Origin of the sequence: Roseivivax marinus (assembly GCF_900109705.1) — a bacterium.
Lineage (GTDB): Bacteria > Pseudomonadota > Alphaproteobacteria > Rhodobacterales > Rhodobacteraceae > Roseivivax > Roseivivax marinus.
Window position 1 is genome coordinate 45,508 of record NZ_FOAI01000012.1, and the last position, 25,217, is coordinate 70,724.

Sequence of the window (25,217 nt, forward strand, 5' to 3'; positions counted from 1 at the left end):
GCGGGGATTTATTCTGCGGCCGGCGGGAATGGCGGTGATATTATCGCCATGCGTCTTTCAGCCGGCCGGAGAAATCGGATCAGTCGTGGCCCCGGGAAAGAGCCTGCGCCAGGGCGTGTTCGGCGACGAACCGCATCGGGTGCCCGTCGTCGATCTTCTTGCGGGCGGCCTCGATCTTCGTGCCGTAATGTGTCGCGGTCCAGTGCAGCGACGCGGTGTTCGAGACCACCACGAAGTCCGTCTTGTCGGTCACGCTGCCCTTGAGCGCCGCGCCGCGGCGGGCAAGCTCCTGCCCGATGAGGGAGCGCGGCCCCATGCTCATTTTCCCGGTCAGCACGAAGGTCTTGCCCTCGAGGTCGACCTCTGCGGGGTCGGTGATCGGGTCGGTCGGCGCCACGACGCCGCCGATATTGGCGACCCCGGTATCGGCATGGCCGTCCGTCACCAGCGCGGCGAGCCATTCGCGGATCTCCTCGGCCTCGTCGTCGTCGAGCACGGCGTCGGCCAGCGCGCCGTCGACCGCCCAGCGCAGCTGCGCGAACATCGGCGCCTCCGCGAGACGGGAATCGGCGTGGAAACGGGCGTGGATTTTTCGCGCCTCCTCGGAGGTGATCCGGCCGTCACAGACGATGCCGGCGCAGAAACCGAGGAAGGTGTTCACGGCATCCTTGTCCGAGGCGAGGTCCGGATCGTCGAGATCGTCCCTGACCGCTTCGGCGTGGAATTCGATCGCGGCCATGACATCCCCGCCCGAGAGCTCGAGCGCGTAGCCAAGTCCGTCCGAGATCGAGACCTCTGCGTCGGCGCCGAAGAAGGCGTCCATTTCGCGGGCCTCGTTGACGAGTGCCTCGGCCTCTCCGTCCTCGATGGCGTTCGAGGCGGCGACCCCCTCGAGGAAGCCCAGCCAGTAGAAGCCGCGCTTGCGGGTGGTCGTGGTCCGATTGAAGGCGTCGTAAGCCCGATCCTCGTCCCACTCCTCGATCCGGGCCGATGCGAGGTCCGACAGCGACGGCTTTTTGCCGCCGATCTCGTGGGAAGACGGTCGTTCCGATGCGTTGCTATCCGCGTCGGTTTCGAACCGGTGCTCCTGGGGATCTTCCTCCTCGAAGAGCAGGCCCTGGGTCTCGCCCCGGGCTTCGCCATGGTCGCTGGTTTTGGCCTTGATCATCTGCACGAGCGGGCTGGCCTCGTTGGTCATTGCCACAGCCTCGGCCTCGGCGGCTGCCGCGCGCTCGATGGCCTCCTCGGTGGCCTGCCGCGCGCGTTCCGCGGCGCGGGCGCGCTCCTCCTGCCGTCGGGCCTCGTCTTCCTTGGCGCGAACCAGCGCGGCGTCGAGCGCCTGGCGCAGCCTTTCGATCTGACTGCGCGAATTGCGGAACCAGTCGGTCGACCAGATCCGGTGGAAGCGCCAGCCGAGGCCCTCGAGAACCTGCTGGCGCAGTCGGTCGCGGTCGCGGCTCGAGCGCGACGAGTGGTAGGGCGCGCCGTCGCATTCGACTCCGAGAATGAATCCGTAGGGCCAGCTGGGATGCCGGACACCGATGTCGATGCGGTAGCCGGCCTCGCCGACTTGCGGCACAGCCTCGTAGCCCGCAGCCTCGATCTGGGCGATGACGAAGTCCTCGAACGGACTGTCGGTCTCCGGCCGTTCGGTCTGGATCTCGGTGATCCGGCCCGTGCGGGAAAACTCGAGCCAGGAGCGGAGCATGGCAACGCCGTAGGCCTTGTTCTCGGCCTGGATGTCAGTGGGCTTCATCGAGCTGTAGGTCACGATCTTCTCCTTGGCGCGGGAGAAGAGCACGTTGAGGCGGCGATGGCCATGGACGCTGTTCACCGGTCCGAAGCGCTGGTAGACCTTGCCGCTCTCGGCGTCCGGGCCGTAGAGCGTCGAGATCATGATCACGTCGCGCTCGTCGCCCTGGATCGTCTCGAGGTTCTTGACGAAGAATTCCTCGAGCCCGTCGTCCTTCTCGGTCCAGCGCTCGATATAAGCCTCGACATGCGGATGCCGGGCGCGTTCGCGCTCGAACTCGGCCAGGATCAGCTCGGTCTGGTCCTTGTTCATCGTTGCGAGACCCAGCGAGCGCTCGGGATGGTCGCGCATGTGCTGGATGGCGCCGGCGACGATGGCGTGCGCCTCGGGGATGTTGCGGCCCTTGCGGTATTCGCCCTCGACCTCGAAGAGCTCGACGCCGAGATCCGGATCGCCATCGCGCGCGGCCGGGAAGATCGTCAGCTGGTTCTCGTAGACCATCTTGTTGGAGACCGCGATCAGGGCAGGGTGGCGCGAGCGGTAGTGCCAGCGCAGCTGGCGCACCGGGGTGAAGGTGGTGTTCGCCATGTCGAGGATGGACTCGGCATCGGTGCGGGAGTCCTCATCGTCGTCGTGATCGTCGAGCACCTTGGAGAAGAAGTTGGTGGGCGGAAGCTGCTTGGTGTCCCCGACAACCACCACCTGCTTGGCGCGCATGATCGCGCCCAGCGCATTTTCGGGCGTCATCTGCGAGGCCTCGTCGATGACCAGCAGGTCGAAGGCGAACCGACCGTGCAGATACTGCGCCACTGCGAGCGGAGACATCATCCAGCACGGCTTGAGGTTGATCAGGGCGGACCCCGCACGGCTCGTCAGGTCGCGCACGCCGATGCGGTTGCGCACCTTGTTCGTCTCGTGGTGGATCAGGCTCATGTTGGTGTAGGTGCCGACCTTGCCGGTGCCGTTGCCTTGCGGGGGATTGCTGTTCTCGATCAGCTCCTCGCGGATGGCCGCCCGGGCGAGATCGGTGAGCTCCAGGTCGGCCTTGGCGATGTCGCTGCGCAACCGGTCGAGATCGCTGCCGTCATAGGCGTCGAGCGTGCGCCCGAACCGGTCCTGGATGTGGTCGGTGAGAGAGCGGTCATAGATCGCCGAAACGATGTCCGGAAGCGCCGCGCGGTGCTCCCGGCCGTCCCCGGTCTGGACCCAGGCGGTCAGCTCGCCGAGGCCGCGGGCCTCGAGGGCGGCGATGGCGCGCAACAGGCGGGCCCGGTCGACGAGACCGTCGGGCCGGGTGGCGGCGTCCCGCACGTCCTCGATCCGGCCGGCGATGTGATGCAGGGCGCTTGTCGCATCATCGGGGTCGGTCCCGGCCAGGGCGATCTCGGCAGCAACCTCCGCCGCCTCGACGCCGATCTTTCCAAGCGCACTGAAGATGCGATCTGCTTCCTCCACGATCGACTGGGCATGTCCGCGCCGCAGAAGGTCGATGCCAGCCTGCGGATCGGGAAGCTCGGCGATATGGTCCGCCATCTGGATCGCGATCTTGATGTCCCCGGTCGCCGAGGGGGACAGTAGATCGGCAGCGCGCGACTGCTCTTCCTACACGATCGCATCGTTGAGATCCGCGTCGGCGGTCGTTGCACGCTCGATCATGTCCCGGTCGATCTCCTCGCGGTTCCTGAAAGACAGACAGGCGGCGATGGCGGCGTCCCGATCCTGTCGCGCGGCTGTTATGGCGGTCTCCGCCTCTTCGAGGGCCCGGACAACCCCGGACAGCGTCAGCGGCGGTGTTTCGGTATCCGTCGCGAAGTCGCGGAGCGGCTCGAGTGGCCCGGCTTCGAGCGCATAGCGAAGGCGCTCGTCGCCCTGCGTGATCCGGTCGGTCGCCTCGTGGAACTCCGCGAGTGCGTCGAGCAGTTGGGGATCGCTTTTCACACCCTTGAAGACAGACCCGAGGGGTGTCGAGAAACGTGTATCGTAGGCGAAGACATATCGCTTTTTCGACCAACTGGCGTAGGTGCGCAGTGCGGCGGCCGCGGCAGGGCGCGTCGCCTTGGCATCGCCACCGAGATCGTCGCGATAGAGGGACCACGCGCTCTTAAAAGCGCCGGAAAGGGCTCGAAAGAGCCCCGCGCTCTCGATCCTGTCCGCCGCCGCATTCAGAGTTTCGGCGTCGTGCTCACTCGCCCGTGGCAGGGTCTTGCGGATTTCCGTGAGCTCTGTGGCCAGTTGGCGTTGCGTCGCCGCCGCCTCGCGGGCCAGCCCCGGGATCGCGCGGCTGCTGTCGGGCTGCCGCCTGTCGAGGATCGCATCCGGGGTGCGCAGGAGCATCTCGATGTCGAGGCGCAGGTCCGCCAGTGTCGTGCCGTTCTGCTCCGCGGTTTCAGCCCAGCGCGCGGGTAGTGCAATTGCCAGGTCTCGCTGGCGGGCGAGAGCTGTGCGCCGCGTTTCGAGCGTCTCGATATTCTCGGAGAGAGCCGCCGGGTCGACGACACCGTTGTAAGTCCTGGCGATATCCGCGGCGGCCTCGATGACCTCGTCGAGATCTGACGCGTCGGGATCGGAAAGGAGCTCCTTCAGGACGTCCCTGGCTGCCTTGGCACGCTCCCGTGCATTACACACCTCGTGGGCGGACTGGCGCATCTCCGGGTCGAGAAGCGCGGAAGCCAGGTCTGCATCGCAGGCGGGGTTGGCAGCGACGTAGTCCAGGGCGGCCCTGATGGGAGCTGCCTGCGCGTGCACGGGATCTTCCGGAAGGAAGGGACGAAGCGGGCTGTCCGCAGCCCCGGCGCGGAACGCCTCGATGGCGCGGGCGAGTGCGGACAGATCGTTCGCGATGTCCTCGGCCTCGTCGGCGCGCAGCGGCGCCTTGCCGGCGTCGTGCCAGAGCCGCGCGATCTGGTCTGCCGTCGCCAGCCGGTCGAGCACCATGCGCGCGTCGCCGTCGATTTCCGACCGGGTCTCGGGATCGATCAGTTCGGGTCCGGCGAAGCGCAGCCGGCGGATCTCCCGCGGCAGGCCGTCGAGATCGGCGGCGGAGGCGATGGCCCGTCCGAAGGCCTCGTGAACGGTCAAGCCGGAGACACCAAGGCGGGTGCCGAGGACATCGAGGTAGGCCCGCATTTCGTTGCGGTGGCAGGCGCTTGCGGGAGCCGCTCGTTTCGACGTCCGGGCCAGGCCTGCGCGTCATCTTCGATCACGAGAGCTTCCGGGATTGCAGCCCAATTGGGGGCAGGGCACTCGGCGAAGAAGGTCCGCCAGCCCGGCATGACCTGTCCGTCGGCGCCCATTTGCTCTTCCGAGAGGTCCGCCTGCCAGTTTGCGTAACGCTCTTGCATACGCTCTCGCAGCATCACCATGATGTCTCTACCCCGCTCTTCTCACGTCCCCAATTCGTATCCGATAACCCGTGTTATTCGATACGACAAAGGGCCCGGGGCTCCGCCCCGGGCCCCTGACTGCGTCAGGCCGCGAGGGCGCGGTTCAGCGTCGCGACAATATCCTCGAGTCGGGCGCCGGACCAGCGCACATGCCGATCGAACGTATCCGGCCCAGGCAGACCCCAGGCCGTCTCCAGCCGGCAGCAGGTTGGAATCTCGCGCAGCGTCTCGAGCAGTGCCGCGAGAGTGTCCCTGGCTTCCTCCAGCACTTCTCTCAGTTCATGGGGCATAGCGTCCCCGTCCAGATGTAGTTGGTCCATCATGTCGAGGATGCGGCAGGCACCTCTCCGCCCGGCCTGGGTGAGCACGCGACCCAGAGTCTCGCGTTCGGTGTCGAGCCACGCGCCGAGGCGGTGCAGCGCCACGTCGAGCGCGCCCGCGCTGGCGCTCGGCACGGCGAAATGAGTGAAGACGATCGAGTTCATTGCGAACCTCTATGATGATTGAAGTCCGGGGCGATCCGCCCAAAGGCCGCATCGGTTGGGACGGCGATGTCGCCGCCGCGGCCGTCAAGGAAGGGGTTCGGCCCTGCCGATCAGCTGCCGGGGTCACAGGCCGCGAGGAGATCCCGGAGCATCCGCAGCCGCTCGTGGGAGGAGGCGGGTCGGATTGGCACGAGGTCGTAGACATCGCGCCCAGGTTCGATTTCCACCGCGTAGCCGAGACGTCGCAGCAGATCGTTGGCCTCGGTGCGGAGCTGACGGCGCCGAACTTGATCGCGCGCGACACCGGAAACGACGACGAAGGCGAGGCAGTGGGACGGGCCGTAATGCGCCAGCCCGAAGAGTGCCAAGTTGGGCAGATCAGGGTTCCCGGCACGTAGCGCCGTTTCTATCCAGCCGAGATGTTCAGACCGTCTGTCTACCTTTTGCATGCCATAGTTCCTCCTTCGTTCGAAGGAAAGTTTGGCCATTTATGTAATCGACGAAGAAAAAAGTTGTTCTGAATCTGCTCGCTCACGGGCCCCGTGCCGCTTGATGGCGGCCGAACCAAGCGCGAGAGCCCTCGATTTCCTAAAAACCCGCCGCACCAGCAACGTTAGCCACGCCTGGCGCACATCTGAGATTTTGGCAGTGGGGGCATTGACACCATATACTTTTGTTCGGCATATTATTGTCTAATATCAATTACTTAGCATGGCATCCTACCACCCCAGCCATCTTTTCCCGCACAGTCAGGAAAACAAGGCCTCCACGGCCGACCGCCAGGCGCGTCCCATCATCGGCCACCGCGTGGTGGTGCTGATCTGGTCCAGCTCGACCATCCCCATAGACCCTTCTGTTCGTCCTGGGGCAGAGTAGAGCGCGATCGGATCACTGATCGGGCGCCTGTCGGTGGGGAAAAGCGTTTGACGAGCTTCCATCGGGCGCAGTTCCGCTAGATCGCCATGCAGGCTCCGGCCTCGGCGCAAGCCGGGTGCGCTGGACACTCCCCGTTCGGCGCAAGAGACTGCACGCGCGGGAAAACTCCAGCGGGGGCAACATCTTGGTCTTCGGATCACCGGAAAGACGCAACCAGACAGGTGGTCTGTTCATGATCGCCACCCTGCTCGTCACCATACTCTACGAGTTCACGGGGCTGCCGGCCCTCGCCTACATCGCCGGTGGTCTCGCGCTGTCCGGACTTGCGGCTTTCGCACCGCAGGTGGGAAACTCGCGCAAGGCCTTCCTGCTCATCGGGCTTCTGCTCAGCGTCCTGGCTGTCGCCTTTCTGCCCGAGTGGGACATGGAGATCCTCGATGCGCTCGCGAGGGCGAGCTTCATCGCTGCACTCTTCTGCGCTCTGACCGCGATCCGGACGGCGGCGGCAAGTTCTCCTTCCATCATCGAATGCGGGCGCTTTCTGGCCAACCAGGCACCGGGAAGGCGATACATCGCGCTGACCATCGGAGGCCATCTCTTCGGGCTGATCCTCCTCTATGGGTCGATTTCGCTTCTCGGCAGTCTCGCCACCGAAAGCGCACGCGAGGCCCCGAGCGACTACGTCCGCAAGCACCGTGTCCGGCGCATGCTCGTCGCAATTCAGCGCGGGTTTGCCTCTACCTTGATGTGGTCTCCGCTCAGCTTCTCACTGGCCATCACGCTCTCTGTTGTCCCCGGATCGAGCTGGGTCGCCACGCTTCCCCTCGCTCTGATGGGCGTTTCACTGCTCATCTTCTCGGGCTGGGCTCTCGACACGATCTTCAAGCCACGACCTTCCGGGCAGCAACCGGCAGCGCAAGACGTCTCGGGCGGTGCGTGGATGCACCATCTGCGGCCGCTGATGACCCTGCTTGCCCTCGTCCTCGTGTCGGCGGGCGTCATCCACTTCGCCGTCGGCGTCCGCGTATTCGGTGCTGTCATGGCCTTGGTGCCGCTCATCGCCGTGGGCTGGGTTGCTCTTCAGGCGTCCCCCGAGCACAGGGCCGAGACGGTGCGCGACAAGGCATCGGACTTTGTTCTGCGCGAGATCCCGGGGCTGAATGGTGAACTCGTCCTGCTTGCCATGGCGGGCTTCATCGGGACCTTGGGATCGTCCCTTGCAACCCCGTTGGTCGAGGGTGCCGGGGTGGACCTGAGTGCGATCCCGCCCGGGCTGCTGCTCGTCGGAGTGTTCTGGCTCATTCCGATCACGGGACAGATCGGGATGAATCCCATCCTCGCAGTCTCCCTGATCGGTCCACTTCTCCCCACGCCGGAGATGCTGAATATCGCCCCGGTTACCATGGTGTTCGCAATCACAGCCGGGTGGGCTCTGAGTGGTGTGACGTCGCCATTCACCGCCTCCGTGCTTCTTGTCGCGTCCTACGGTGGGGTCACTCCGGCCCGCGTGGCATGGCGCTGGAATGCGGCCTACGTTTTGGTCGTGGGTGCCACCGTCTCGCTTCTGATCTACGCGCTCGCGCTTATCTGAGGTTGAGGCGGTGCGACTGTGCGCCGTGTTCCCGTCACTCTCCGATCTGAATGGCGGGCAGAGCCGACCTCGCCCGCCTCAACGCGAAGTGCTTCACGATTGCGGAGCGACCACAACCGGGACGGTCCGGTGGTCCAAGGAGACGACGGATGAACGGCGGCTATGAACTGACGGTCAAGCTGTCTCGGCGTTCGTGAGGCCGTAAATCGGCGCTCCGGCAATGTCATGCCGGGGGCTGAAGCGCGCCTTGAGGATGGTGCCGCTGTCTGACTCGGTGATGTAGAGCGTCCGGCCGCCGGGACCTCCGAACGCGCAGTTGGTGGTTCCCAGTCCAAGCGGGGACCGGATCACTGCGGCGGGCCGTCCGAGGGCGTCGTGGACCCAGACAAGGCCCATGCCCGTCTGGCACACGACCACGCCTCCGGCCGCGGTCAGGGCAAGGCCGTCCGGACCCGCGCGGCCACCGCTGAATTGCAGGAAAAGGCCGGCCTTCTTCACGCGACCACCCGTTGTCAGAGGCAGGCGCCACACCGCGTTGGCGCGCGTGACGGCGAGGAAGAGCACTTTCTCGGCCAGGTCGAGGACGAGGCCATTCGGGCTTGGCGCCGTATCGATCAGGCAGTGCAGATCGTCGCTCACCGGGTCCCAGCGATAGACGCGGCCGCTGGGGTCGTGCAGGCCCGTCTGCCCCTGGTCGGTGAAGTAGATCGCTCCGTCCTGCCCGAAGTGGAGGTCGTTGCAGCCCTTGAAACCCTCCGAGTCCACCTGCGTCAGCGCGGGTTCGACCTCTCCCTTGGTGGGGTCCAGCCGCATGATGCCGTTCTGGTAGTCGGCGATGTAGATTGTGCCGTCCCGGTGAAACTTCAGGCCGTTGGGCTGGCCGTCGTACTCAGCGACCTCGGTGATCGCGCCGGCCGGATCGGCGCGCAGGATCCGGCCGTGGGGGATGTCCACGAACCAGAGATTGCCCTCTCGATCGAAGGACGGTCCTTCGAGGAAGCTGTCCACCGGTTCGCCGCCGCGGTTCGCGTTCGCCCATCGCGAGGGACGATTGCGGCGCAGCGAAGCCGGAAGCTCGGCGAACACCTCGGCCTCGAGCACGAGCGGTTCGGGAAATGGGTAGGTCATCTCGTCACCCGTCGAACAGGAAGGAGGGGAACCATAGCGCGATCTGCGGAAACGCTATCAGGATCAGGATGAAGCCCAGGATCAGCAGGAAGAAGGGCAACACTCCCTTTATGACCGTCTCGACCTTCAGATCGCTGGTGGCGCTGGCGACCACGAAAAGGATCACGCCCAGCGGCGGGGTGATCTGACCCAGTTCCACGAGGATGACCACGAAGACGCCGAACCAGACCGGATCGACCTCGAGCGCGATGAGCGCGGGCAGCAGGATCGGCACGATGATCGCGATCATGCCCAGACCTTCCATGAAGCACCCGAGGATCGCGAAGACCACCATGATCGCCAGCAGGAACGTGGTGCGCGACAGGTTCGCGTCTTCCAGCACGCCGACGAGGGCCTCGCCCGCGCCCGAAAGCGCCGTGGCGTAGGCGAAGATCAGCGAGGCGAACACCACGAACAGGATGTTGCCGCTCATCGACAGGCACCGCGACAACGAGTCGGTCAGGAGCGACAGCGTCAGCTTGCCGTAGAGCGCGGCGATCAGGGTCGCGCCCACGACGCCCACGGCGCCCGCCTCGGTCGGCGTGGCGAGGCCGCCGTAGATGCTGCCAAGCACGACGATCACCAGCAGCAGGAACGGCACGATGTCCAGAAGGGCCCGTCCGAGATCGCCCCAGGTGGCCCGCTCGGTCACCGTGGGCGTCATCGCCGGGTTCATCAGAGCCCGGACGATGATGTACCCGCTGTAGATCAGCGCGAGCATGATGCCGGGGAAGAGGCCCGCCGCAAAGAGACGCGCGATCGAGGTCTCGGTGAAGGTGGCGTAGATGATCATGGTGATCGACGGCGGGATCAGGATCCCGAGCGTGCCCCCCGCGGCCAGCGATCCGGCGACGAGGCTGCGGTCGTAGCCGCGCTTCGCGAGTTCCGGCACGGCGACCGTGGACATGGCGGCGGCGGTCGGTGCGCTGCCGCCCGAGATCGCGGCGAAGATGCCGCTGCCGGCGATATTGGTGTGCAGCAGGCCGCCGGGCAGGCGCCGGACGAAGGGCGCCACTCCGTTGTAGAGCCGTCCGCTCAGGCCGGAGCCGAGCAGGATCTCGGCCATCAGCACGAAGAGCGGGATCGCGGCGAGGGTGAAGCTGTTGGCCGAGCCCCAGCTGACGAGACCGAGTGCCCGGAAGCCGCCGAAGCCGTTCAGCAGGTAGATGTAGACGAGACCCGAGATCGCCACGGCGAACTGGATCCAGAGGCCGCCGAGGATGAGGCCGATCAGCAGGCCGAAGGCGAGAAGGCTTTCCATCAGGACGTCTCTTTCGGCCCGCGGGCCAGGATCAGGAGTTTCTCGACGAGGAAGACCACCAGAAGCGCGAAGCCGATCGGAAGGATCAGCTGCGGAATCCAGAGCGGGGTTTCCAGCACTGTCGGCGCGAACTTTCCGCGGGAAAACGAGCTTTGCACCGTGCCGAAGCACTTCCATGCCAGGATCGCGCACGCGACGATGGACGCGCAGACGAATAATGCAGTGAGCGTGCGAAGGACCTTTCGGGGCAGAGTGTTGGCCAGGAACTCCACGCGGAAGAGCGCGTCGCGGCGCAGGGCGAGCGACGCGCCGAAGAAGGTCAGCAGCACGACGCCGTATCCCGCGAGCTCTTCGACCACGTCGAGAGAGTCGTTGAGCACCGCGCGCATGAAGACCTCGGCGCAGACCAGCAGAACGAGGCCGGCGAGAGTCGCGCCGCCGATCACCGCCACGGTGCGGGCGAGCCAGGTGAAGAGGGGGCCGCCGCTGGCGGCCCCGGATCCGGTGTCGTGTGCCATGGGTTTACTTGCCGAGCGCGTCGCGAACGGCCTGCAGGGCATCGACATATTGCGGGCCCTTGTCTTCGGCCCATTCGGTCCAGTAGCCCTGCATCTGCTCGAGCGCCGCGTCGCTGTCGCCTTCGGCTTCCTCGACGATGGTCATTCCGGCCGATTGCTGCTTGTCCATCTGGACCTGCTCGTCTTCCATGAACGCCTCGGTGATGGCCGGGCCTTCCTCGGAAACGATGTTGCGGAGCGCCTCCTGCTGCTCTTCCGGCAGCGCCTCGAACGCATCGGCGTTGGCGATGATGACCGAGTTGCCGTAGTTCACCGCGAACCGGTAGTTGTAGGGCAGGAACTCACCCCAGTTCTTCGCGCCGCCGGCGCTTGCGGTCAGCACGCCCTCGATCACGCCGCGCTCGAGCGAGGTGGGCACTTCGCTGCCCGAAAGCGTGATCGCACCACCGCCAAAGGATTCGATGAACTGGCCCTGCTCGGGCGAAGTCACGCGGATCTTGTGGCCTTCGAGATCGGACAGATCGTCGATCTCGAACGTGGTGAAGATCGTCTGCTGGGGGTAGCGATAACCGCCGAGGTAGACGACGCCCTGCTCTTCGAAGCCTTCGCGCAGGTAGGGCTCCATGGCGTCGTAGGCGGTGGCCCATTCCTCTTCGCTGTTGATCAGCATCGGCAGGTTCAGCACCCGCGCGATCGGCACGCTGCCCGAGAAGAAGTAGTCGGCTGCGAAGTCCACGATACCGTCGCCCACGGCCTGCGTGATGTCCGACGAGGCGATCTGCAGCGTCTTGCCGAGGTGCAGCGTGATGTCGAGTTCGCCGTCGGTGGTCTCGGCGACCTCTTCGGTGATCCGCTCCATGCCTTGTACGGCGGCGGTGGTGGAGACCGAGGAATACGTATAGCCGGTCCAGTCGGCCGCCTGGGCGGCACCGGCTGTGGCGAGGATCGTGCTGGCGGTGAGAATGGCGGAAAGTCTGGTCATGAAGTGTCCTGTCTTGCTTGGCTCTGTCTGAAGGTGCTGGGCGAATTGGCAAGCCGCCCCGGTCGGACGGACCGAGGTGCTGTGGCTCATTTCCATGGAGTTTCTTCCCAGATGCGGGCGGCGATCTCGGCCTGTTCTTCGGCCAGCGCGCGGTAGTCGTCGCCCAGAACGATGTTCACGGGGCTGCCCTGCTCGCGCAGTTCGGTCAGAAGAGCCTTGTCCTCGCTCAGCGCGGTGAGCGCGTCGCCCAGCGAGGTGCGCACGTCCTCGGGAAGGTCCGCCGGAGCCACGAGGCCGCGGAACGACCCCATCTGCACGTCGTAACCAAGCTCCTGCGCGGTGGGCACGTCCGGGGCGACCTCGGAGCGTTCGTCGTCGAGCACGGCAAGCACTTTGAGGTTCTCCTCGAACCCGACGGTCTGCCCAAGGGTCATCGTCCCGACTGCGACGTGCCCGCCCATCAGCGCGCTGCGCGCCATCGAGGCGCCCTTGAAGGGAACCATCGTGAACTCGACGTCGGCCGCCTCCTGCATGAGGATGGCGCTGAAGTGGTCGTTGCCTCCGAGGGACGACAGCGCCATCGGAAGCGCGCCGGGGGCCTCGCGGGCCGCGTCCAGCAGGTCGTCCAGGCTCTCGTATCCGGCGTCGCGCGGAACCACGATGGTGTTCGGATCCTGCACGAAATTGGCAAGGTAGGTGTAGCTGTCGGCGTCGTAGCTGGCGTCGCGGTCGAGCGTCAGCGCGAGCGCCGCGGGCAGGTTGAACGTGCCCAACGTACTGCCGTCGGCCTGTGCCTGAGCCACTTCGGTAAAGCCGATCTGGCCTCCGGCGCCGGGCATGTTCTTGACCACGACCGAAAGCCCGTCGCCGAGTTCCTCCTCGAGATGGTTGGCGACGGTGCGGGCCATCACGTCGGTGCCGCCGCCGGCGGAATACCCCACGATGACCTCGATCGGTCCGTCGGGCATCTCGGCCGCGGCCGCCGTGGTCATCAGCGCGGCGACGGCCCCCGTCATCAGCGTGTGTCTTGGCATACGTCATCCTCCTCAATGGTGTGTGCCGGGAAATCGACGGCGTAGGTCCGCGCGGCCGTCCGCCAGAAGAGCGCATCGCGCTCGTCTGGCCCGAGTGGCGCGGAGAGCCGTTTGAAGGCGTTCCAGAGCGCCACGTACGAGAACATCCCCTTGTCCACGGGGAAGTTGCTCTCGAACATCGCGCGGTCGGGACCGAAGTGCGCGAGGCACGTGTCGACCCAGGGTCGCCAGTCCTGTGCAAGCGTCTCCGAATGGGGCGGAGCATCGCGCAGGTGATAAGCGTGCCCGAAGACGCGCAGACCGAACCCGCCGATCTTGATCTTCACGTTGGGCAGGCGGCCCAGCCGGGCGATGCCCTGCCGCCAGTCATCGAACTGCGCCTCGGTGTGAGCGGCGAATGGGCCGAGGCCGAGCGGTCCGCCGCAATGATCGACGACGATCGCAAGCTCGGGCAGATCCTCGGCCAGCTCGGCGACCTCACCGAGCTGGGTATGATAGGCCCAGACATCCAGAACGAGACCCGCGCGCGCCACTTCGGCGGCCCCGGCCCGGAACGCGTCCGAGCGCAAGAGGCCTTCCGGCGCAGGACGCGGGTTGGAGCGCACCGCCGGATCCGGGTGATAGGCGGTCGTGTTCCGGATGCCGCGAAGCCGGCCCGGCGCGGCCGCGCAGAGCGCCTCGACCACCGGGCGGACATCGTGGCCGAGCTGCAGATCGGCGAAAGCGACGATCGCGGACGGATGGCGCGGCGCGTCCGCGCTCCAGGCTCTAATGGTCTCGACCTCGCCAAGTGGACGCATGGAGACCGGCCCGGTCTCGCGGTAGCCGGTGCGGCACTGCACGTAGATGCTGGCGCGCACGTCGTGACCCGACGCAACATCGGCCAGAAATTCCCCGGTGCGGTAACGCGACTCCGGTCGATCCCAGAGGTGATGGTGAGCGTCCAGAATGGGGATTCCGGGATCGAGCGCCTCTTCGGGCGTGCGCCGCAGCCAATCCTCGCGGATCGGGGCATGGACCTGCGCGGCTGCCGGGGTCACCGGAGCAGCCCTGCGCGCAGCCCGCGTTTCGCGTGGCGGAGTGCGTGTGTCACGTTTGTCCTCCCGTGTCGCAACCGGGCCGAGGCGCGGATGCGACTTGTCTGGCAGCGGTGAGCGATCCCGTCGGGGATTCACCGTGCCTCTCCTCTCCGGGCAGCAAATATTACAGCTATGCTGATTTGAAGTTCATAATTCTCTCGAAAAAAATTAGATAAACTGAAACTATCACGCTGGGCGGCTCTGGCCTCATAGGATTCTCGAGTACGGCGAAAGCGGTGCGCCTCAGGCGAGGGGGACGCCGAACGGGCCGGCCTTCACGGCCAGCAGGTTGTGCAGATCGCGCATCAGCTCGGACTTGGCCGAACTGGCGCGCTGCACGATGCCGATCTGGCGGAAAATCTGCGGCGTGCCAAACGGCTGCGTCACGATCTCCGGGCCATCCTTCGGCACGGCGATGTCCGGCACGATGCTTGCTCCGAGGCCGGCCACCACGCATTCGACCAGCGCCGCGACGGTATCGATCTCGGCGATGTCTTCCGTGACGATGTTCAGGCGGGCAAGCTCGGTGTCGATGAGGTTGGCCAGAGGCACGTTGCTGCGGAACCGCAGGTAGGGCAGGTCGGTCAGCATCTCGCGAGCCGTCATTCCCCGCGCATGGGAAGGCGCCGCGACGACGAGCGGCTCGCGCAGGAACGGGGCCCAGGTCAGGGTCTGCGGTACGCCGACATGCTCGGCGACGATGGCCAGATCGAGCCGCCCCGCGAGAACGTCGCTGATCAGGGTGCTCGACAGTCCGACGTGCAACTTGAAGCGAACCTCGGGATATTCCTCGCGCAGGCCGACGATCGCACGGGGCAGGAGGCCGATGGCGCTGGTCCGCACCGCGCCGATATTCAGCGTGCCGGTGGTCCGCTTACCCTCGATGGCACCTTTCACCTCGTCCACCAGCCCGAGGATCTGCTTGGCCGTCTCGAGCAATTGCAGCCCTTGCAGGTTCAGCGTCGGCGGCCGTTTTTCCCGGTTGAAGAGCGGGACGCCGACCTCCTGTTCGAGCGCGTGGATTTGCTGGCTGACCGCCGACGGCGTGAGCAGGACGCGTTCGGCCGCGCGCGAGAACGTGCCGTGTTCGGCGATGGCGACGAGGGTCTTGAGTTGACGCGTATCCATTAGTTTCAGCCCTGCTTCATTTAACGGATAGAATTATTCGCTGTTGTGAACTTTGTCTATCTGTAACCTCTGCCGTGGAGGAGAGCGGCCCCCGCCGCACGACACGAGGACCCTGACGTGACATCCCAAAAGACAATCCTGGTCACCGGGCCGTATCTGGATTCCGATGCGGTCGCGCTGGCAGCCGAGCACGGCTTTGCCGTCGTGCATACCCCCGCCTATCCGTCGACAGATACGCTTCGCGCCCATCTCGCCGAACATGCGCCGTTCGGCGTCGTCTCGCGCATGGGACGCTTCGAGGGCGCGGCGATGGATGCCGGCCCCGGCCTGCGCGTCATCGCCAAGCACGGCGCGGGCGTCGACAACATAGACGTCGCCGCCGCGACCGAACGCAGGATCCTCGTGACCCGCGCGGCAGGCGGCAACGCGGTCTCGGTCGCGGAGCACGCGGTCGCCATGATCATGGCCGCGGTCAAGCGCGTGGTCCCGATGGACAAGCGCCTACGCGACGGCCACTGGGACAAGCCGACCCATGTGGGGCGCGAGCTTCGCGGTATGCGCGTCGGGCTCGTGGGCAGCGGCGCGATCGGAACCGAGACCGTCAAGCTCTGCCAGGCGATCGGCATGAGCGTCGGCATCTACGATCCCTACGCGCCGGCCGATGCCTTCGTCGATCTCGGCGTCACCCGGTTCGACTCGCTCGAGGACTGCCTCGGCGGTTCTGACGTGGTGTCGCTGCACTGCCCGCTTACCTCCGAGACGCGGCATCTGCTCAACGCGCGCACCATCGGCCTCATGCCGAAGGGCAGCTACCTGGTGAATACTGCACGCGGGGGCCTCATCGACGAGGCCGCGCTGAAAGACGCGCTGGACAGAGGCCATCTCGCGGGCGCCGCGCTCGACACGTTCGAGACCGAACCGCCCAAGGAACACCTTCCGCTTTTCGACTGTCCGAACGCCATCGTGACCCCGCACGTCGCCGGCGTCACCGCCGAGGCCGGGCGCCGGGTCGGCCTGATGGCGGTCGAAAGCATCATCGCCATCGCGGACGGCGCAGGTCTTGCACCGGCCCGGATGGTGAACGCGGACGTGCTGGCCGAGCCGGCCCCGTCGCACAACTGAGAGGACCAAGACGTGACAATCGGAAATCAGATCCGCCCGCGCGACCGCAAGGTCGATGCCGAGACCATCGCCAAGTTCGCGGAGCTGCCCGTCGCGAATGTCAGCGACAGCATGTCCCGGGTCTTCGCAGCCGGGCCGACCCTGCGCCCCATGCACGCCAAGGGCAGCATGGCGGGGGCGGCGATCACCGTGCGTTCGCGCCCCGGCGACAACCTGATGCTGCACAAGGCGATCGACATGGCCGAACCCGGCGACGTGATCGTCGTGGATGCCGGCGGCGACCTGACCAATGCGCTGATGGGCGAGCTGATGCTGGCCTACGCGGTCAAGCGCGGCGTGGCGGGCTTTGTCCTGAACGGCGCGATCCGCGACGTGGACGCCTTCGTCGAGACAAACCTGCCAACTTTCGCGGCCGGCGTGACCCATCGCGGCCCCTACAAGGACGGTCCCGGCGAGATCAACGTGACCATCTCGCTCGACGGAATGACCATCGCGCCCGGCGATCTGGTGATCGGCGACGCGGACGGCGTGCTGGCCGTGCCGTATGACGACCTCGAAACCGTATACGAGGCGACGATGGCCAAGCAGGCCGCCGAAGAAAAGCAGATGAAGGCCATTGCCGAGGGCACCAACGACCGGTCCTGGGTCGACAAGGCGCTTGCGGCGGCTGGTTGCCAAGATTTAAGGGGTTGAAGGTCGACCATCTCGTCGCCGCACTGCGGAACCCGTCCTTCGCGCTGTATCTGACCGGCAACGCGGTTTCCATCGTCGGCACCTGGGCGCAGCGCGTGGTGCTGTTCTGGCTCGCGTGGGAGGCGACCGAGTCCACCGCCATCATCGGCTTGATGGCGGCGGCGGACCTGCTGCCCTCGGTTCTCGTCGCGCCGTTTGCGGGATCGCTGGCCGACCGGGCCGACCGGCTCGCCTTGGCGCGGCGTCTCCAGCTTCTGTCCGTGGGGCCGCCCCTCATTCTGCTGGGGCTTCTCTGGGCGGGGCAGATCACAACGCCCGCGTTGCAGGCGATGTCGCTGGCGACCGGCATCGTCAACGGCTTCGACCATCCCACGCGCATGGTGCTGGTGGGCAATCTCGTCGAGCGGTCGCTGGTCCCGGGCGCCGTTGCAATCAATTCCATCGTTTTCAATCTGGCCCGCATGATCGGGCCCGCTCTCGGGGGCGCGGCGATCTCGTTCGACACGTCCGGGGCGATCTTCGTGCTGAACGTGGTGAGCTATCTCGGGTTCGCCGCGATCCTGTCGCGCCTGACGCTGGTGTCCCGCCCGGAGGCCGGACCCTCGACCTCTGTGGCGGCAGGCTGGGTCGACACGCTCTCGCATCTCGGCGCCCGCCACCGCGCCGTCCTGATCTACTTCGCGCTGCTGGCACTTTGCTTTCGACCGGTTTTCGAGCTGTTGCCCTCCTTCGCTGAGACGGTAGCGGGTCCGGCACTGGAAGCCGGGCAGGTCTTCGGTTGGATGACTTCGGCGCAAGCGCTCGGAGCGATGGTCGGCGCGCTCGCGGTCTCCATGCTGACGGCCGCCGTCGGGGTGGTGCCGCTCATACTGGTGACTGGTGCGGTCTCTACCGTCGCACTGGCACTCTTTCTGGTGTCCTCAGGTGCGGCGGCGGCGCTCGCGACCCTGACATTCCTGTCTGGTGCCATCCTCGCCAATGGTGTCTCCACACAGGTCATGCTTCAGACCGAGATAGCCGACACCGAGCGCGGGCGGGTCCTGTCGCTCTACACGATGATATTCCGTGGCATGCCTGCGCTCGGGGCGTTCCTGATCGGTGTGGGCGGGACGGTCGTGTCCTCCAAGGTGCTGTTCTGGATGACTATTCCAGCTCTCGTCCTTGCGTCGGTCATTGCGGCGCGCCGATTGTGATCATCTGTGACACTCTATTCGGTAAGCTATTCTTAATCTGTGGATCACTTTTATTCGCTGTAAATTAGATAACCTATACGAATAGGGTGGCTGCGAGGAAACTAAGGGAGGAACCTTATGAAACGCACAGTGTTCACTGCGGCGCTCGTCGCGACCACTGCCATGGCCGGTGCCGTGGCCGCGCAGGATTACCCGTCCGAAGAAATCGAGGTCATCGTCGGCTATTCCGCCGGGGGCGGCACGGACGTGATGGCGCGCACCGTCGCACCGTTTCTCGAGGAATATCTCGGCAACAACGCGACCGTCGTGGTCAAGAACATGCCCGGCGCCAGCGGCCAGATCGGCGTAACCGAGGTCGCGACCGCCGAGCCCGACGGCTACACGCTCGGCACGTTCAACCTGCCGGGCATGATGGCCCGCACCCTCGACCGCGAGGCCGACTACGACGCCGACAGCTTCACCTACCTCGCCAACGTGGTGAACGACCCGAACGTGATCGTCACCCCTGGCTCGAGCGACATCGACACTATGGAGAAGCTGGTCGAAGCCGCCTCGGAAGAGCCCGGCGCGATGACCGTCGCGATGTCGAGCCTCGGCGGCGACGACCACCTGTTCCTGGTGAAGGTGCAGGAAGCGACCGACACCGAAATGACAGTGGTGCCGTTCTCGGGCTCCGCGCCGGCGCGCACCGCGCTGATGGGCGGCCATGTCGGCATGGGCATCATCAACCTGTCCGAGGCCGTCAATTTCCTCGACGACCTGAACGTTGTCGGGATCGCCTCGGAAGAGCGCTCGGACCTCGCGCCCGACGTGCCGACGCTGGCCGAACAGGGCTACGAGATCACCAATGGCGGTCTGCGCGGCTTCGTCGCCCCGGATGGCTTGCCCGAAGAGGTCGAGCAGAAGCTGTTGGACGCCTTCCAGCAGGCCTTCGACGATCCGGAGTTCCAGGAGGCGATGATCTCCACCGGCAACCCGGTGCGCCTGACTCTGGGCGAGGAGTTCGAGGAGCTGACCCAAGAGCAGCTCGATCTCGCGACCCGCATCTGGGAAAACACTCCCTGGAAGTGATCCCGGCGCGCGAGGCGGTCCCGACCGCCTCGCCATGCGACCGGGCACCAGCGACATGACGGGGACCGGGCCGGTCGGCGGACCATCCGCCGCACGCGGGTCCGGTCCCTGACCATAGTCACGAGGCCAGCCATGAAACATCACCTGACACGTCCGCACCCCGATCTCATCGCGGGTGTGGTGGTCATCCTTGCATCCGTCCTGCTGATGCTTAGGGCCGGCACGATGCCGGCGATGACCGCTCTTCTGCCCTTCGCCATGCTCGGCGCCCTGATCGTCCTGTCGCTCGTGATGATCGTCCGGGCCCTGATGCGGGACGCCGATCCCGAAACCGCGCGGCCCGACGTCTTCGACTCGCGCAATCGCTTCTTCGGCGTCTGCGCGGCCATTGGCCTCTACGTCGCCGCGGTGGCGCTGATCGGCTTCTACACGTCGACGGCAATCATGATCCCGGCGGTCAGCTGGGCCTTTGGATTTCGCAAGCCGGTGCCGCTCGCGCTGGCCACGGCGATCTTCGTGGGCGGCATTGCCCTGATCTTCCACGTGCTGATGGGGCAGGACCTGCCGGCCGAATTCTTCGCGCGCTGAGGCTGAGGAGGCCAACATGTACGGAGCACTTCTCGACGCCCTTCCCGAGGTTCTCGGCTGGGCCAATCTTCTCGCGGTGGTCGTCGGCGTGCTTTCGGGCATCTGCGTCGGCGCTCTGCCGGGTCTCAGCGCCACGATGGCAATCTCGGTGCTGATCCCCTTCACCTTCGGGATGTCGCCGCTCGTGGCGCTCGGCATGATGGCGGGCATCTACAACGGCGCCATGTATGGCGGCTCCATTCCCGCGGTTCTCTTGCGGATCCCGGGCACACCCGCCGCCGTCGCCACCAGTTTCGACGGCTACCCGATGGCCCAGAAGGGCCGGGGGGGCTACGCGCTCCAGGTCGCGGTGGTGTCCTCGGCGCTGGGCGGCATAGCGTCGGCCATCGTGCTGATGCTGCTCGCCCCGCCGCTTGCCAAGGTGACGCTGCTCTTCGGCCCGGCCGAGATCTTCTGGGTCGCGGTGTTCGGCATGTCCTCGATCGTGTTCCTGCTGAGCGGGGACATCGTGAAAGGCCTGATGAGCGCGGCCTTCGGCGTCTTCGTCTCCCTCATCGGTGCGGACACGATCTCGGGATACGACCGCTTCACCTTTGGCCGGCTCGAGCTTCTCGACGGGATTAACATCATCGTCCTTCTGGTCGGCCTTTATGCGCTTCCGCCGGCCGTGGGTCTGCTGGAAGAGCCCAAGGACATCGACGCCTCGAACGCCACGCGGCTGTCCACCGGCAGCATCTGGAGCGCCATTCCGGGGATGCTGGGCTATTGGAAAACGTGGCTGCGTTCGGCGATCATCGGCATCTTCGTGGGCATCCTGCCCGGTGCGGGTGGCTCGATGGCGGCATTCCTGAGCTGGAACGAGGCGCGGCGCGCGTCGTCCAACCCGGACGAATGGGGCCATGGCGAGCCCGAGGGCGTTGCCGCCGCCGAGACCGCGAACAACGCCGACACTGCCTCGGCCATGATCCCGGCGCTGACCCTCGGCATCCCGGGGACCGCCGTTGCTGCGGTCATGCTGGGCGGCCTGCTGATCCACGGCCTGCAGCCCGGTCCGATGCTCTTCCGCTCGAACCCCGAGATCGTCTTCGGCTTCATGTGGCAGTTCCTGTTCGCCGCGATCCTGCTGATCTTCCTTGGCGGTTCAATCGCCACGAACAGCTTTGCGCAGGTCCTGCGGCTGCCGCGTCCGATCCTCGGGGCGATCATCATCGCGCTCGTGTTCATCGGGGTCTACTCGATCAACGGACGCATGTTCGACGTCTACCTGACGCTCGGTTTCGGGGTGATCGGCTACTTCATGGAAAAGCTGAAGTTCCCACTGCCGCCGGTGGTGCTCGGCCTGATCCTTGGCAAGTTCGCCGAGGAGAACCTGCGCCTCGCGCTGCGGATCGGCCGGGGGGATTGGTCGGTGCTCTGGAGCAGCACGACGAGTCTCATCATCATCGGCCTGACCCTCGTCGTCGTGCTGATGCCGATCCTCCGCCAGCAGGTCGCGAAACGTCGGGCGGCCCGCCAGCCCTGAGAAACGCTGGGGCCCCCGTGTCGCCATCTCTCCTCCGGCGACACGGGGGCCCTGCGGGCACGAGACCTTGCATGATGTGCCGGATCAAACCGCGGCGCCCGGCGTCGCGCTTTCTTTGCCTCGACGATTTCGAACCCGCCGCGCGACGCCGTTTTGCGCGACCGCTGTTCGGATACATCCAGGGTGCGGCCGAGCGCAGCGCATCGAAGGAGGACACCGCCAGGGCCTATGCGGAATTGCGTCTGGTGCCGCGCATGCTCGCAAGTGTCTCGGGTCGCAGCATCGCCACGCGGGTTCTTGGCCAGGATGTCTCCGCACCGGTCGGAATAGCGCCCATGGGGATCTCGGCGCTGATGGCGCATGACGGAGACAGGGGGCTCGCGCGCGCGGCCCGTGATGCGGGGATCCCCTTCAACCTCAGCGGTTCCTCCCTGACGTGGGTCGAGGATGTGCTCGAAACCAATCCCGACAAGTGGTTTCAGATTTAACTAGCAGGGTCGCGCGATTGTCCGCCTCACCGATTTGAAGGGTCGGGTTATTTCAAGCTGGCCTAGGCAACAATCCAACTCCATGGCCGGTGGCGCCAACGGGTGCCGCTAGCTCCGCGTGATGGCCCGCCCGGGGGACCAAAGCTTTCCTACCCAATGCGCAGGAAGAGTGGCGTCCCTTACAGTCCTCGACAGCGCGCCGTCGGCGGGAAGTGGTTGAAAAATGCCGCGGCGGTCGAAGTGCTTCGAGCCGGGCGTCCATAGATTCGATGGATGCTGAGCCGGCGGCCATTCGAATACCCGGCCGCCAGAGCGAACGCAGGCCGCGAAGAACCAACGCCTTTGAGCAGTATGCCGGGCCTGAAACAGGTTGCACGGTACGTGCGCGATGCGGACCGGAGCCTTCCGGTCCCGCATCGGGACGGTCGGACGGGCACCTGTCGGCGCCCGACCGAGGTCACATCATGCCCGGAAGCCAGAGCGACAGTTGCGGCACCGCGACGAGGATGATCAGCGTCAGCAGCATGGCGAACCAGAACGGCATCACACCCCGGAAGATGTCGATGAGAGGCACGTCACGCGCCACCGACTTCACGATGAAGACGTTGATGCCGACGGGCGGTGAGATCAGCCCCATCTCGAGCGTCAGCACGACCAGCACGCCGAACCAGATCGGATCGATGCCGAGGTCGGTGACCACCGGCATGAAGATTGGCAGCGTCAGCACCAGCATCGCCAGTCCCTCGAGGAAACAGCCGAGCACGAGGTAGATCGCGAGGATCAGAAGAAGGGTGCCGTAGAGCCCGAGGTCGAGGGTGACAAGCACGCGGCTGACCTCGGCGGGCAGGTGGCTCAGCGCCACGAACGGGTTGATGAGATGCGCCGCGATCAGGATCAGCATGACCGACGCGGTGGTGACGATGCTGCTGCGGGCGGCCTCCCAGAAGGCGCGTGGGCCGAGGTTGCCGCTGACGGCACCGATCACGATGACCAGCGCCGCGCCGACACCCGCCGCCTCGGTGGGCGAGAAGAGGCCCGAGTAGATGCCACCGATGGTGATGAACACGACCGCGAGGATCGGCACCGCACCGAGGAAGGCGCGGCCCTTCTCGGACGTCGTCGTGGACGGGCCCTTGGGACCCATCGAGGGCCAGATCGCGCAGAGGATCGACACGGTCAGCAGGAACGCGGTCAGCAACAGGATGCCGGGCAGGATACCGGCCATGAACAGCCGCCCGATGCTCTGCTCGGTCAGGATCGCGTAGATCACGAAGCCGGTCGACGGCGGGATCAGGATGCCCAGCGTGCCGCCCGCGGCGACCACGCCGGTCGACAGTCGCGGGGAGTAGGCGAAGCGGTCCATCTCGGACAGTGCCGTGCGGCCCATGGTCAGCGCCGAGGCGACGGACGAGCCCGAGAGCGCCGCGAAGCCACCGCAGCCGATCACCGTGGCCGACGCGAGGCCGCCCCGCACCTGTCCGATGGTGGCGTAGGCCGCGTCGTAGAGCTTGCGGCTCATGCCGGTGACGCTGGCGACGTTGCCCATGAGGATGAAGAGCGGGACGACGATCAACTCGGAATTCGACGCCAGCGCGAAGGTTTCCGACGACAGCAGGCCGGTGGCCGCCTGAAGCCCGTTTAGCAGCCAGATGCCGCAGAAGCCCACCGCGAACATCGCGAAGGCTACGGGCACCCGCATCAGCAGGAGCCCGAGCAGCAGGGCGAGGCCGACGGTACCGACGAGTTCGGGGCTCATTGCGGGTCTCTCCGGGTGGCGTGTCCGCCGGCGATCAGCGTCGCGGCGCGCAGAAGCATGGTCAGCGCGCCCACCAGCGACAGCGCGCAGAGCGCGAACTGGAACCACGCGGTCGGCAGGCGCAGCAGATTGGTCGAAAGGTTCAGCATCTGGCTCAGCAGCGCGGACTGGAACACCGTCCACGCGATGGCGAGGAAGATCACCGCGCCGAGCAGTCCCGAGAAGATGTCGATGGCCCGGTTCAGGGCCGGGGGGAAAGCGCTCTCGAAGATGTCGACGACGATGTGCCCGCCGGTGCGGTCGCACAGCGCCATGCCCCCGAAGACGATCAGCACCATGGTCATGGTGATGAGGTCCTGCGAGCCGTAGAGCGGCGCGCCGAAGTTGCGACCCACCACGTCGACCACGATCACCGCGGTGACGAACAACAGGCCGACGGTGCCGACGAAGGCGGACAGGCCGATAAGCCTGTCCGTCACTGTTTCGAGGGTGCGCAGCATCACTCGGCCTGGATCGCCGAGAGCGTGGCTTCGCCGCCGACCTCGGCCACGTAGGCGTCGGTCACGTCGGCCAGCGCATCGTTGAACGCCTGCGCCTCTTCCTCGCCAAGCTCGATGACGTTGGTGTCATCGGACTCGCGTGCGGCCTCCAGTGCGGAGTCGGCGGTGGCGATCCACGCCTCCTCGGTCATCTTCGAGATCGGCTCGCCCTTGATCTCGTCGAGCGCGGCCTTCGCCTCGTCCGAGAGGCCTTCGTAGGCACCCTGGTTCATGACCGTGTAGAAGGTCAGGCGGCCAAAGTTCGGACCGGTCGTGACGCTGCCCACCACCTCGTTCAGCTTGAAGTCCGACAGGACGGAGGCGCCGGACACGAGACCGTCGATCAGGCCGGTCTGAAGGCCGTTGTAGACCTGCGTCATCGGGATCTGCACGGGCGTCGCGCCGAGCGCCTCCATCGCGCTGGCCGAGATCGAGCCCGCGACGCGGATCTTGAGGCCCTCGAGGTCCGCGGGCGTGCGGACGTCCTGATCGCGCATCATCAGGATGTTGGGCTCCGAGCCCCAGAGTGCGATGACCTCGGTGCGGGGATACTCGCCGGCGATCTCGCCCTGCTCGAAGGCGCGCCAGAGCGCGGCGTAGCCCGGACGGTCGAGTGAAAGCGCGCCGGGCAGTTCGGCGATCAGGCTCTTGGGAAACTGCGAGGACGTGTAGCCCTGAAGACCCCACCCCATGTCCGCGGTGCCCTGGAGCACGCGCACGAACTGGTCAGCAGGGCCTGCGCCCAGCTCACCGCCGTGGAAACCGCGCACGGTGGCCTCGCCGTCCGTGCCCTCGTTGAGCGCCTCGGCCAGCGGCTCGATCTGGGCCACGTTGATGGTGTGCATCGGCGGTGCCCAGTTGGCGTACTTGAGTTCCTGCGCGCCGGCGGTGCCGGCAATTGCGACGGCACCCGCCGCCGCCCCGAAGGCGAAAGTTACGATGTTCATGATGCTCCTCCCTTGAGCCTTTGTCCTAGCATGGATCGGTC

The 25,217-nt window shown here is 66.1% G+C and carries 22 protein-coding genes; 8 read left to right on the top strand and 14 right to left on the bottom strand.

What is annotated here, in order from left to right:
• Positions 1-79: 79 nt before the first annotated feature.
• From BMX29_RS14535 to BMX29_RS18875, 4 genes are all read right to left on the bottom strand, one after another.
• A complete protein-coding gene (locus BMX29_RS14535) occupies positions 80-3,286 on the bottom strand; it encodes an AAA domain-containing protein (protein WP_244889249.1) in 3,207 nt (1,068 codons plus the stop codon).
• A 69-nt stretch (positions 3,287-3,355) separates the two neighbouring features.
• Positions 3,356-4,879: a hypothetical protein gene (locus BMX29_RS19655; RefSeq protein WP_244889250.1), complete on the bottom strand. Its 1,524-nt coding sequence runs from the start codon at positions 4,877-4,879 to the stop codon at positions 3,356-3,358.
• A 340-nt stretch (positions 4,880-5,219) separates the two neighbouring features.
• Entirely contained in the window at positions 5,220-5,621 is a 402-nt protein-coding gene (locus tag BMX29_RS14540; RefSeq protein WP_092814106.1) for a hypothetical protein, read from the bottom strand.
• A gap of 110 nt (positions 5,622-5,731) precedes the next feature.
• Positions 5,732-6,070 (bottom strand): hypothetical protein, encoded by a 339-nt coding sequence (locus tag BMX29_RS18875; protein ID WP_139197041.1) that lies wholly within the window; start codon positions 6,068-6,070, stop codon positions 5,732-5,734.
• A gap of 659 nt (positions 6,071-6,729) precedes the next feature.
• Between BMX29_RS18875 and BMX29_RS14550 the strand changes: the two genes are divergently transcribed.
• Positions 6,730-8,088, top strand: a complete 1,359-nt coding sequence (locus BMX29_RS14550) for a hypothetical protein (RefSeq protein ID WP_092814112.1) — start codon at positions 6,730-6,732, stop codon at positions 8,086-8,088.
• Positions 8,089-8,262: 174 nt separating this feature from the next.
• On the opposite strand, the gene BMX29_RS14555 is transcribed toward BMX29_RS14550, so the two are convergent.
• From BMX29_RS14555 to BMX29_RS14585, 7 genes are all read right to left on the bottom strand, one after another.
• Entirely contained in the window at positions 8,263-9,216 is a 954-nt protein-coding gene (locus tag BMX29_RS14555; protein WP_092814115.1) for an SMP-30/gluconolactonase/LRE family protein, read from the bottom strand.
• Positions 9,217-9,220: 4 nt separating this feature from the next.
• Positions 9,221-10,516 (bottom strand): TRAP transporter large permease, encoded by a 1,296-nt coding sequence (locus BMX29_RS14560; protein ID WP_092814118.1) that lies wholly within the window; start codon positions 10,514-10,516, stop codon positions 9,221-9,223.
• Positions 10,516-11,034, bottom strand: a complete 519-nt coding sequence (locus BMX29_RS14565; protein WP_092814121.1) for a TRAP transporter small permease — start codon at positions 11,032-11,034, stop codon at positions 10,516-10,518. Before BMX29_RS14565 ends, BMX29_RS14560 begins: the two co-directional genes overlap by 1 nt.
• Positions 11,035-11,038: 4 nt before the next feature.
• Positions 11,039-12,016 carry a TRAP transporter substrate-binding protein DctP gene (gene dctP, locus BMX29_RS14570; RefSeq protein WP_092814124.1) on the bottom strand — a complete coding sequence of 326 codons (978 nt, stop codon included), beginning with the start codon at positions 12,014-12,016 and terminating at the stop codon, positions 11,039-11,041.
• Between the two features lie 86 nt (positions 12,017-12,102).
• Positions 12,103-13,050: a tripartite tricarboxylate transporter substrate binding protein gene (locus tag BMX29_RS14575; RefSeq protein ID WP_244889251.1), complete on the bottom strand. Its 948-nt coding sequence runs from the start codon at positions 13,048-13,050 to the stop codon at positions 12,103-12,105.
• Entirely contained in the window at positions 13,032-14,090 is a 1,059-nt protein-coding gene (locus BMX29_RS14580) for an amidohydrolase family protein (RefSeq protein WP_092814130.1), read from the bottom strand. The genes BMX29_RS14575 and BMX29_RS14580 overlap by 19 nt, the downstream gene beginning before the upstream one ends.
• 282 nt (positions 14,091-14,372) lie before the next feature.
• Positions 14,373-15,257: a LysR substrate-binding domain-containing protein gene (locus BMX29_RS14585; protein WP_043843191.1), complete on the bottom strand. Its 885-nt coding sequence runs from the start codon at positions 15,255-15,257 to the stop codon at positions 14,373-14,375.
• A gap of 117 nt (positions 15,258-15,374) precedes the next feature.
• On the opposite strand from BMX29_RS14585, the gene BMX29_RS14590 reads away from it, so the two are divergent.
• The 7 genes from BMX29_RS14590 (at position 15,375) to BMX29_RS14620 (ending at position 21,934) form a co-directional block, all read left to right on the top strand.
• The gene (locus BMX29_RS14590; RefSeq protein ID WP_092814133.1) at positions 15,375-16,379 is read left to right on the top strand and encodes a hydroxyacid dehydrogenase; all 1,005 of its coding nucleotides are present in this window, start codon (positions 15,375-15,377) and stop codon (positions 16,377-16,379) included.
• 12 nt (positions 16,380-16,391) lie between these two features.
• Complete coding sequence (locus BMX29_RS14595) at positions 16,392-17,072, top strand: RraA family protein (RefSeq protein WP_092814136.1); 681 nt, start codon at positions 16,392-16,394, stop codon at positions 17,070-17,072.
• Complete coding sequence (locus BMX29_RS14600; protein ID WP_175471199.1) at positions 17,069-18,265, top strand: MFS transporter; 1,197 nt, start codon at positions 17,069-17,071, stop codon at positions 18,263-18,265. Before BMX29_RS14595 ends, BMX29_RS14600 begins: the two co-directional genes overlap by 4 nt.
• Before the next feature lie 117 nt (positions 18,266-18,382).
• A complete protein-coding gene (locus BMX29_RS14605; protein WP_092814142.1) occupies positions 18,383-19,336 on the top strand; it encodes a Bug family tripartite tricarboxylate transporter substrate binding protein in 954 nt (317 codons plus the stop codon).
• Positions 19,337-19,468: 132 nt separating this feature from the next.
• Positions 19,469-19,924 carry a tripartite tricarboxylate transporter TctB family protein gene (locus BMX29_RS14610; RefSeq protein ID WP_092814145.1) on the top strand — a complete coding sequence of 152 codons (456 nt, stop codon included), beginning with the start codon at positions 19,469-19,471 and terminating at the stop codon, positions 19,922-19,924.
• 16 nt (positions 19,925-19,940) lie between these two features.
• Positions 19,941-21,446: a tripartite tricarboxylate transporter permease gene (locus BMX29_RS14615; protein WP_092814148.1), complete on the top strand. Its 1,506-nt coding sequence runs from the start codon at positions 19,941-19,943 to the stop codon at positions 21,444-21,446.
• 71 nt (positions 21,447-21,517) lie between these two features.
• Complete coding sequence (locus tag BMX29_RS14620) at positions 21,518-21,934, top strand: alpha-hydroxy acid oxidase (protein ID WP_244889252.1); 417 nt, start codon at positions 21,518-21,520, stop codon at positions 21,932-21,934.
• A gap of 457 nt (positions 21,935-22,391) precedes the next feature.
• On the opposite strand, the gene BMX29_RS14625 is transcribed toward BMX29_RS14620, so the two are convergent.
• Genes BMX29_RS14625 through BMX29_RS14635 form a run of 3 tightly spaced genes read right to left on the bottom strand, consistent with a single transcriptional unit; the run spans position 22,392 to position 25,176 of the window.
• Positions 22,392-23,690: a TRAP transporter large permease gene (locus BMX29_RS14625; RefSeq protein WP_092814151.1), complete on the bottom strand. Its 1,299-nt coding sequence runs from the start codon at positions 23,688-23,690 to the stop codon at positions 22,392-22,394.
• Positions 23,687-24,190 carry a TRAP transporter small permease gene (locus BMX29_RS14630; protein ID WP_092814153.1) on the bottom strand — a complete coding sequence of 168 codons (504 nt, stop codon included), beginning with the start codon at positions 24,188-24,190 and terminating at the stop codon, positions 23,687-23,689. Before BMX29_RS14630 ends, BMX29_RS14625 begins: the two co-directional genes overlap by 4 nt.
• The gene (locus BMX29_RS14635) at positions 24,190-25,176 is read right to left on the bottom strand and encodes a TRAP transporter substrate-binding protein (protein WP_092814155.1); all 987 of its coding nucleotides are present in this window, start codon (positions 25,174-25,176) and stop codon (positions 24,190-24,192) included. Before BMX29_RS14635 ends, BMX29_RS14630 begins: the two co-directional genes overlap by 1 nt.
• Positions 25,177-25,217: the final 41 nt, after the last annotated feature.

What these genes read in the sequence shown, in the direction of transcription:
- BMX29_RS14620 (WP_244889252.1), top strand. Translation starts at nt 21,518, where the DNA reads ATGATGTGCCGGATCAAACCGCGGCGCCCGGCGTCGCGCTTTCTTTGC.
- BMX29_RS14630 (WP_092814153.1), bottom strand. Translation starts at nt 24,190, where the DNA reads ATGCTGCGCACCCTCGAAACAGTGACGGACAGGCTTATCGGCCTGTCC.
- dctP (WP_092814124.1), bottom strand. Translation starts at nt 12,016, where the DNA reads ATGACCAGACTTTCCGCCATTCTCACCGCCAGCACGATCCTCGCCACA.
- BMX29_RS14585 (WP_043843191.1), bottom strand. Translation starts at nt 15,257, where the DNA reads ATGGATACGCGTCAACTCAAGACCCTCGTCGCCATCGCCGAACACGGC.
- BMX29_RS14605 (WP_092814142.1), top strand. Translation starts at nt 18,383, where the DNA reads ATGAAACGCACAGTGTTCACTGCGGCGCTCGTCGCGACCACTGCCATG.
- BMX29_RS14535 (WP_244889249.1), bottom strand. Translation starts at nt 3,286, where the DNA reads ATGGCGGACCATATCGCCGAGCTTCCCGATCCGCAGGCTGGCATCGAC.
- BMX29_RS14615 (WP_092814148.1), top strand. Translation starts at nt 19,941, where the DNA reads ATGTACGGAGCACTTCTCGACGCCCTTCCCGAGGTTCTCGGCTGGGCC.
- BMX29_RS19655 (WP_244889250.1), bottom strand. Translation starts at nt 4,879, where the DNA reads ATGCGGGCCTACCTCGATGTCCTCGGCACCCGCCTTGGTGTCTCCGGC.
- BMX29_RS14540 (WP_092814106.1), bottom strand. Translation starts at nt 5,621, where the DNA reads ATGAACTCGATCGTCTTCACTCATTTCGCCGTGCCGAGCGCCAGCGCG.
- BMX29_RS14560 (WP_092814118.1), bottom strand. Translation starts at nt 10,516, where the DNA reads ATGGAAAGCCTTCTCGCCTTCGGCCTGCTGATCGGCCTCATCCTCGGC.
- BMX29_RS14610 (WP_092814145.1), top strand. Translation starts at nt 19,469, where the DNA reads ATGAAACATCACCTGACACGTCCGCACCCCGATCTCATCGCGGGTGTG.
- BMX29_RS14575 (WP_244889251.1), bottom strand. Translation starts at nt 13,050, where the DNA reads ATGCCAAGACACACGCTGATGACGGGGGCCGTCGCCGCGCTGATGACC.
- BMX29_RS18875 (WP_139197041.1), bottom strand. Translation starts at nt 6,070, where the DNA reads ATGCAAAAGGTAGACAGACGGTCTGAACATCTCGGCTGGATAGAAACG.
- BMX29_RS14555 (WP_092814115.1), bottom strand. Translation starts at nt 9,216, where the DNA reads ATGACCTACCCATTTCCCGAACCGCTCGTGCTCGAGGCCGAGGTGTTC.
- BMX29_RS14550 (WP_092814112.1), top strand. Translation starts at nt 6,730, where the DNA reads ATGATCGCCACCCTGCTCGTCACCATACTCTACGAGTTCACGGGGCTG.
- BMX29_RS14565 (WP_092814121.1), bottom strand. Translation starts at nt 11,034, where the DNA reads ATGGCACACGACACCGGATCCGGGGCCGCCAGCGGCGGCCCCCTCTTC.
- BMX29_RS14625 (WP_092814151.1), bottom strand. Translation starts at nt 23,690, where the DNA reads ATGAGCCCCGAACTCGTCGGTACCGTCGGCCTCGCCCTGCTGCTCGGG.
- BMX29_RS14635 (WP_092814155.1), bottom strand. Translation starts at nt 25,176, where the DNA reads ATGAACATCGTAACTTTCGCCTTCGGGGCGGCGGCGGGTGCCGTCGCA.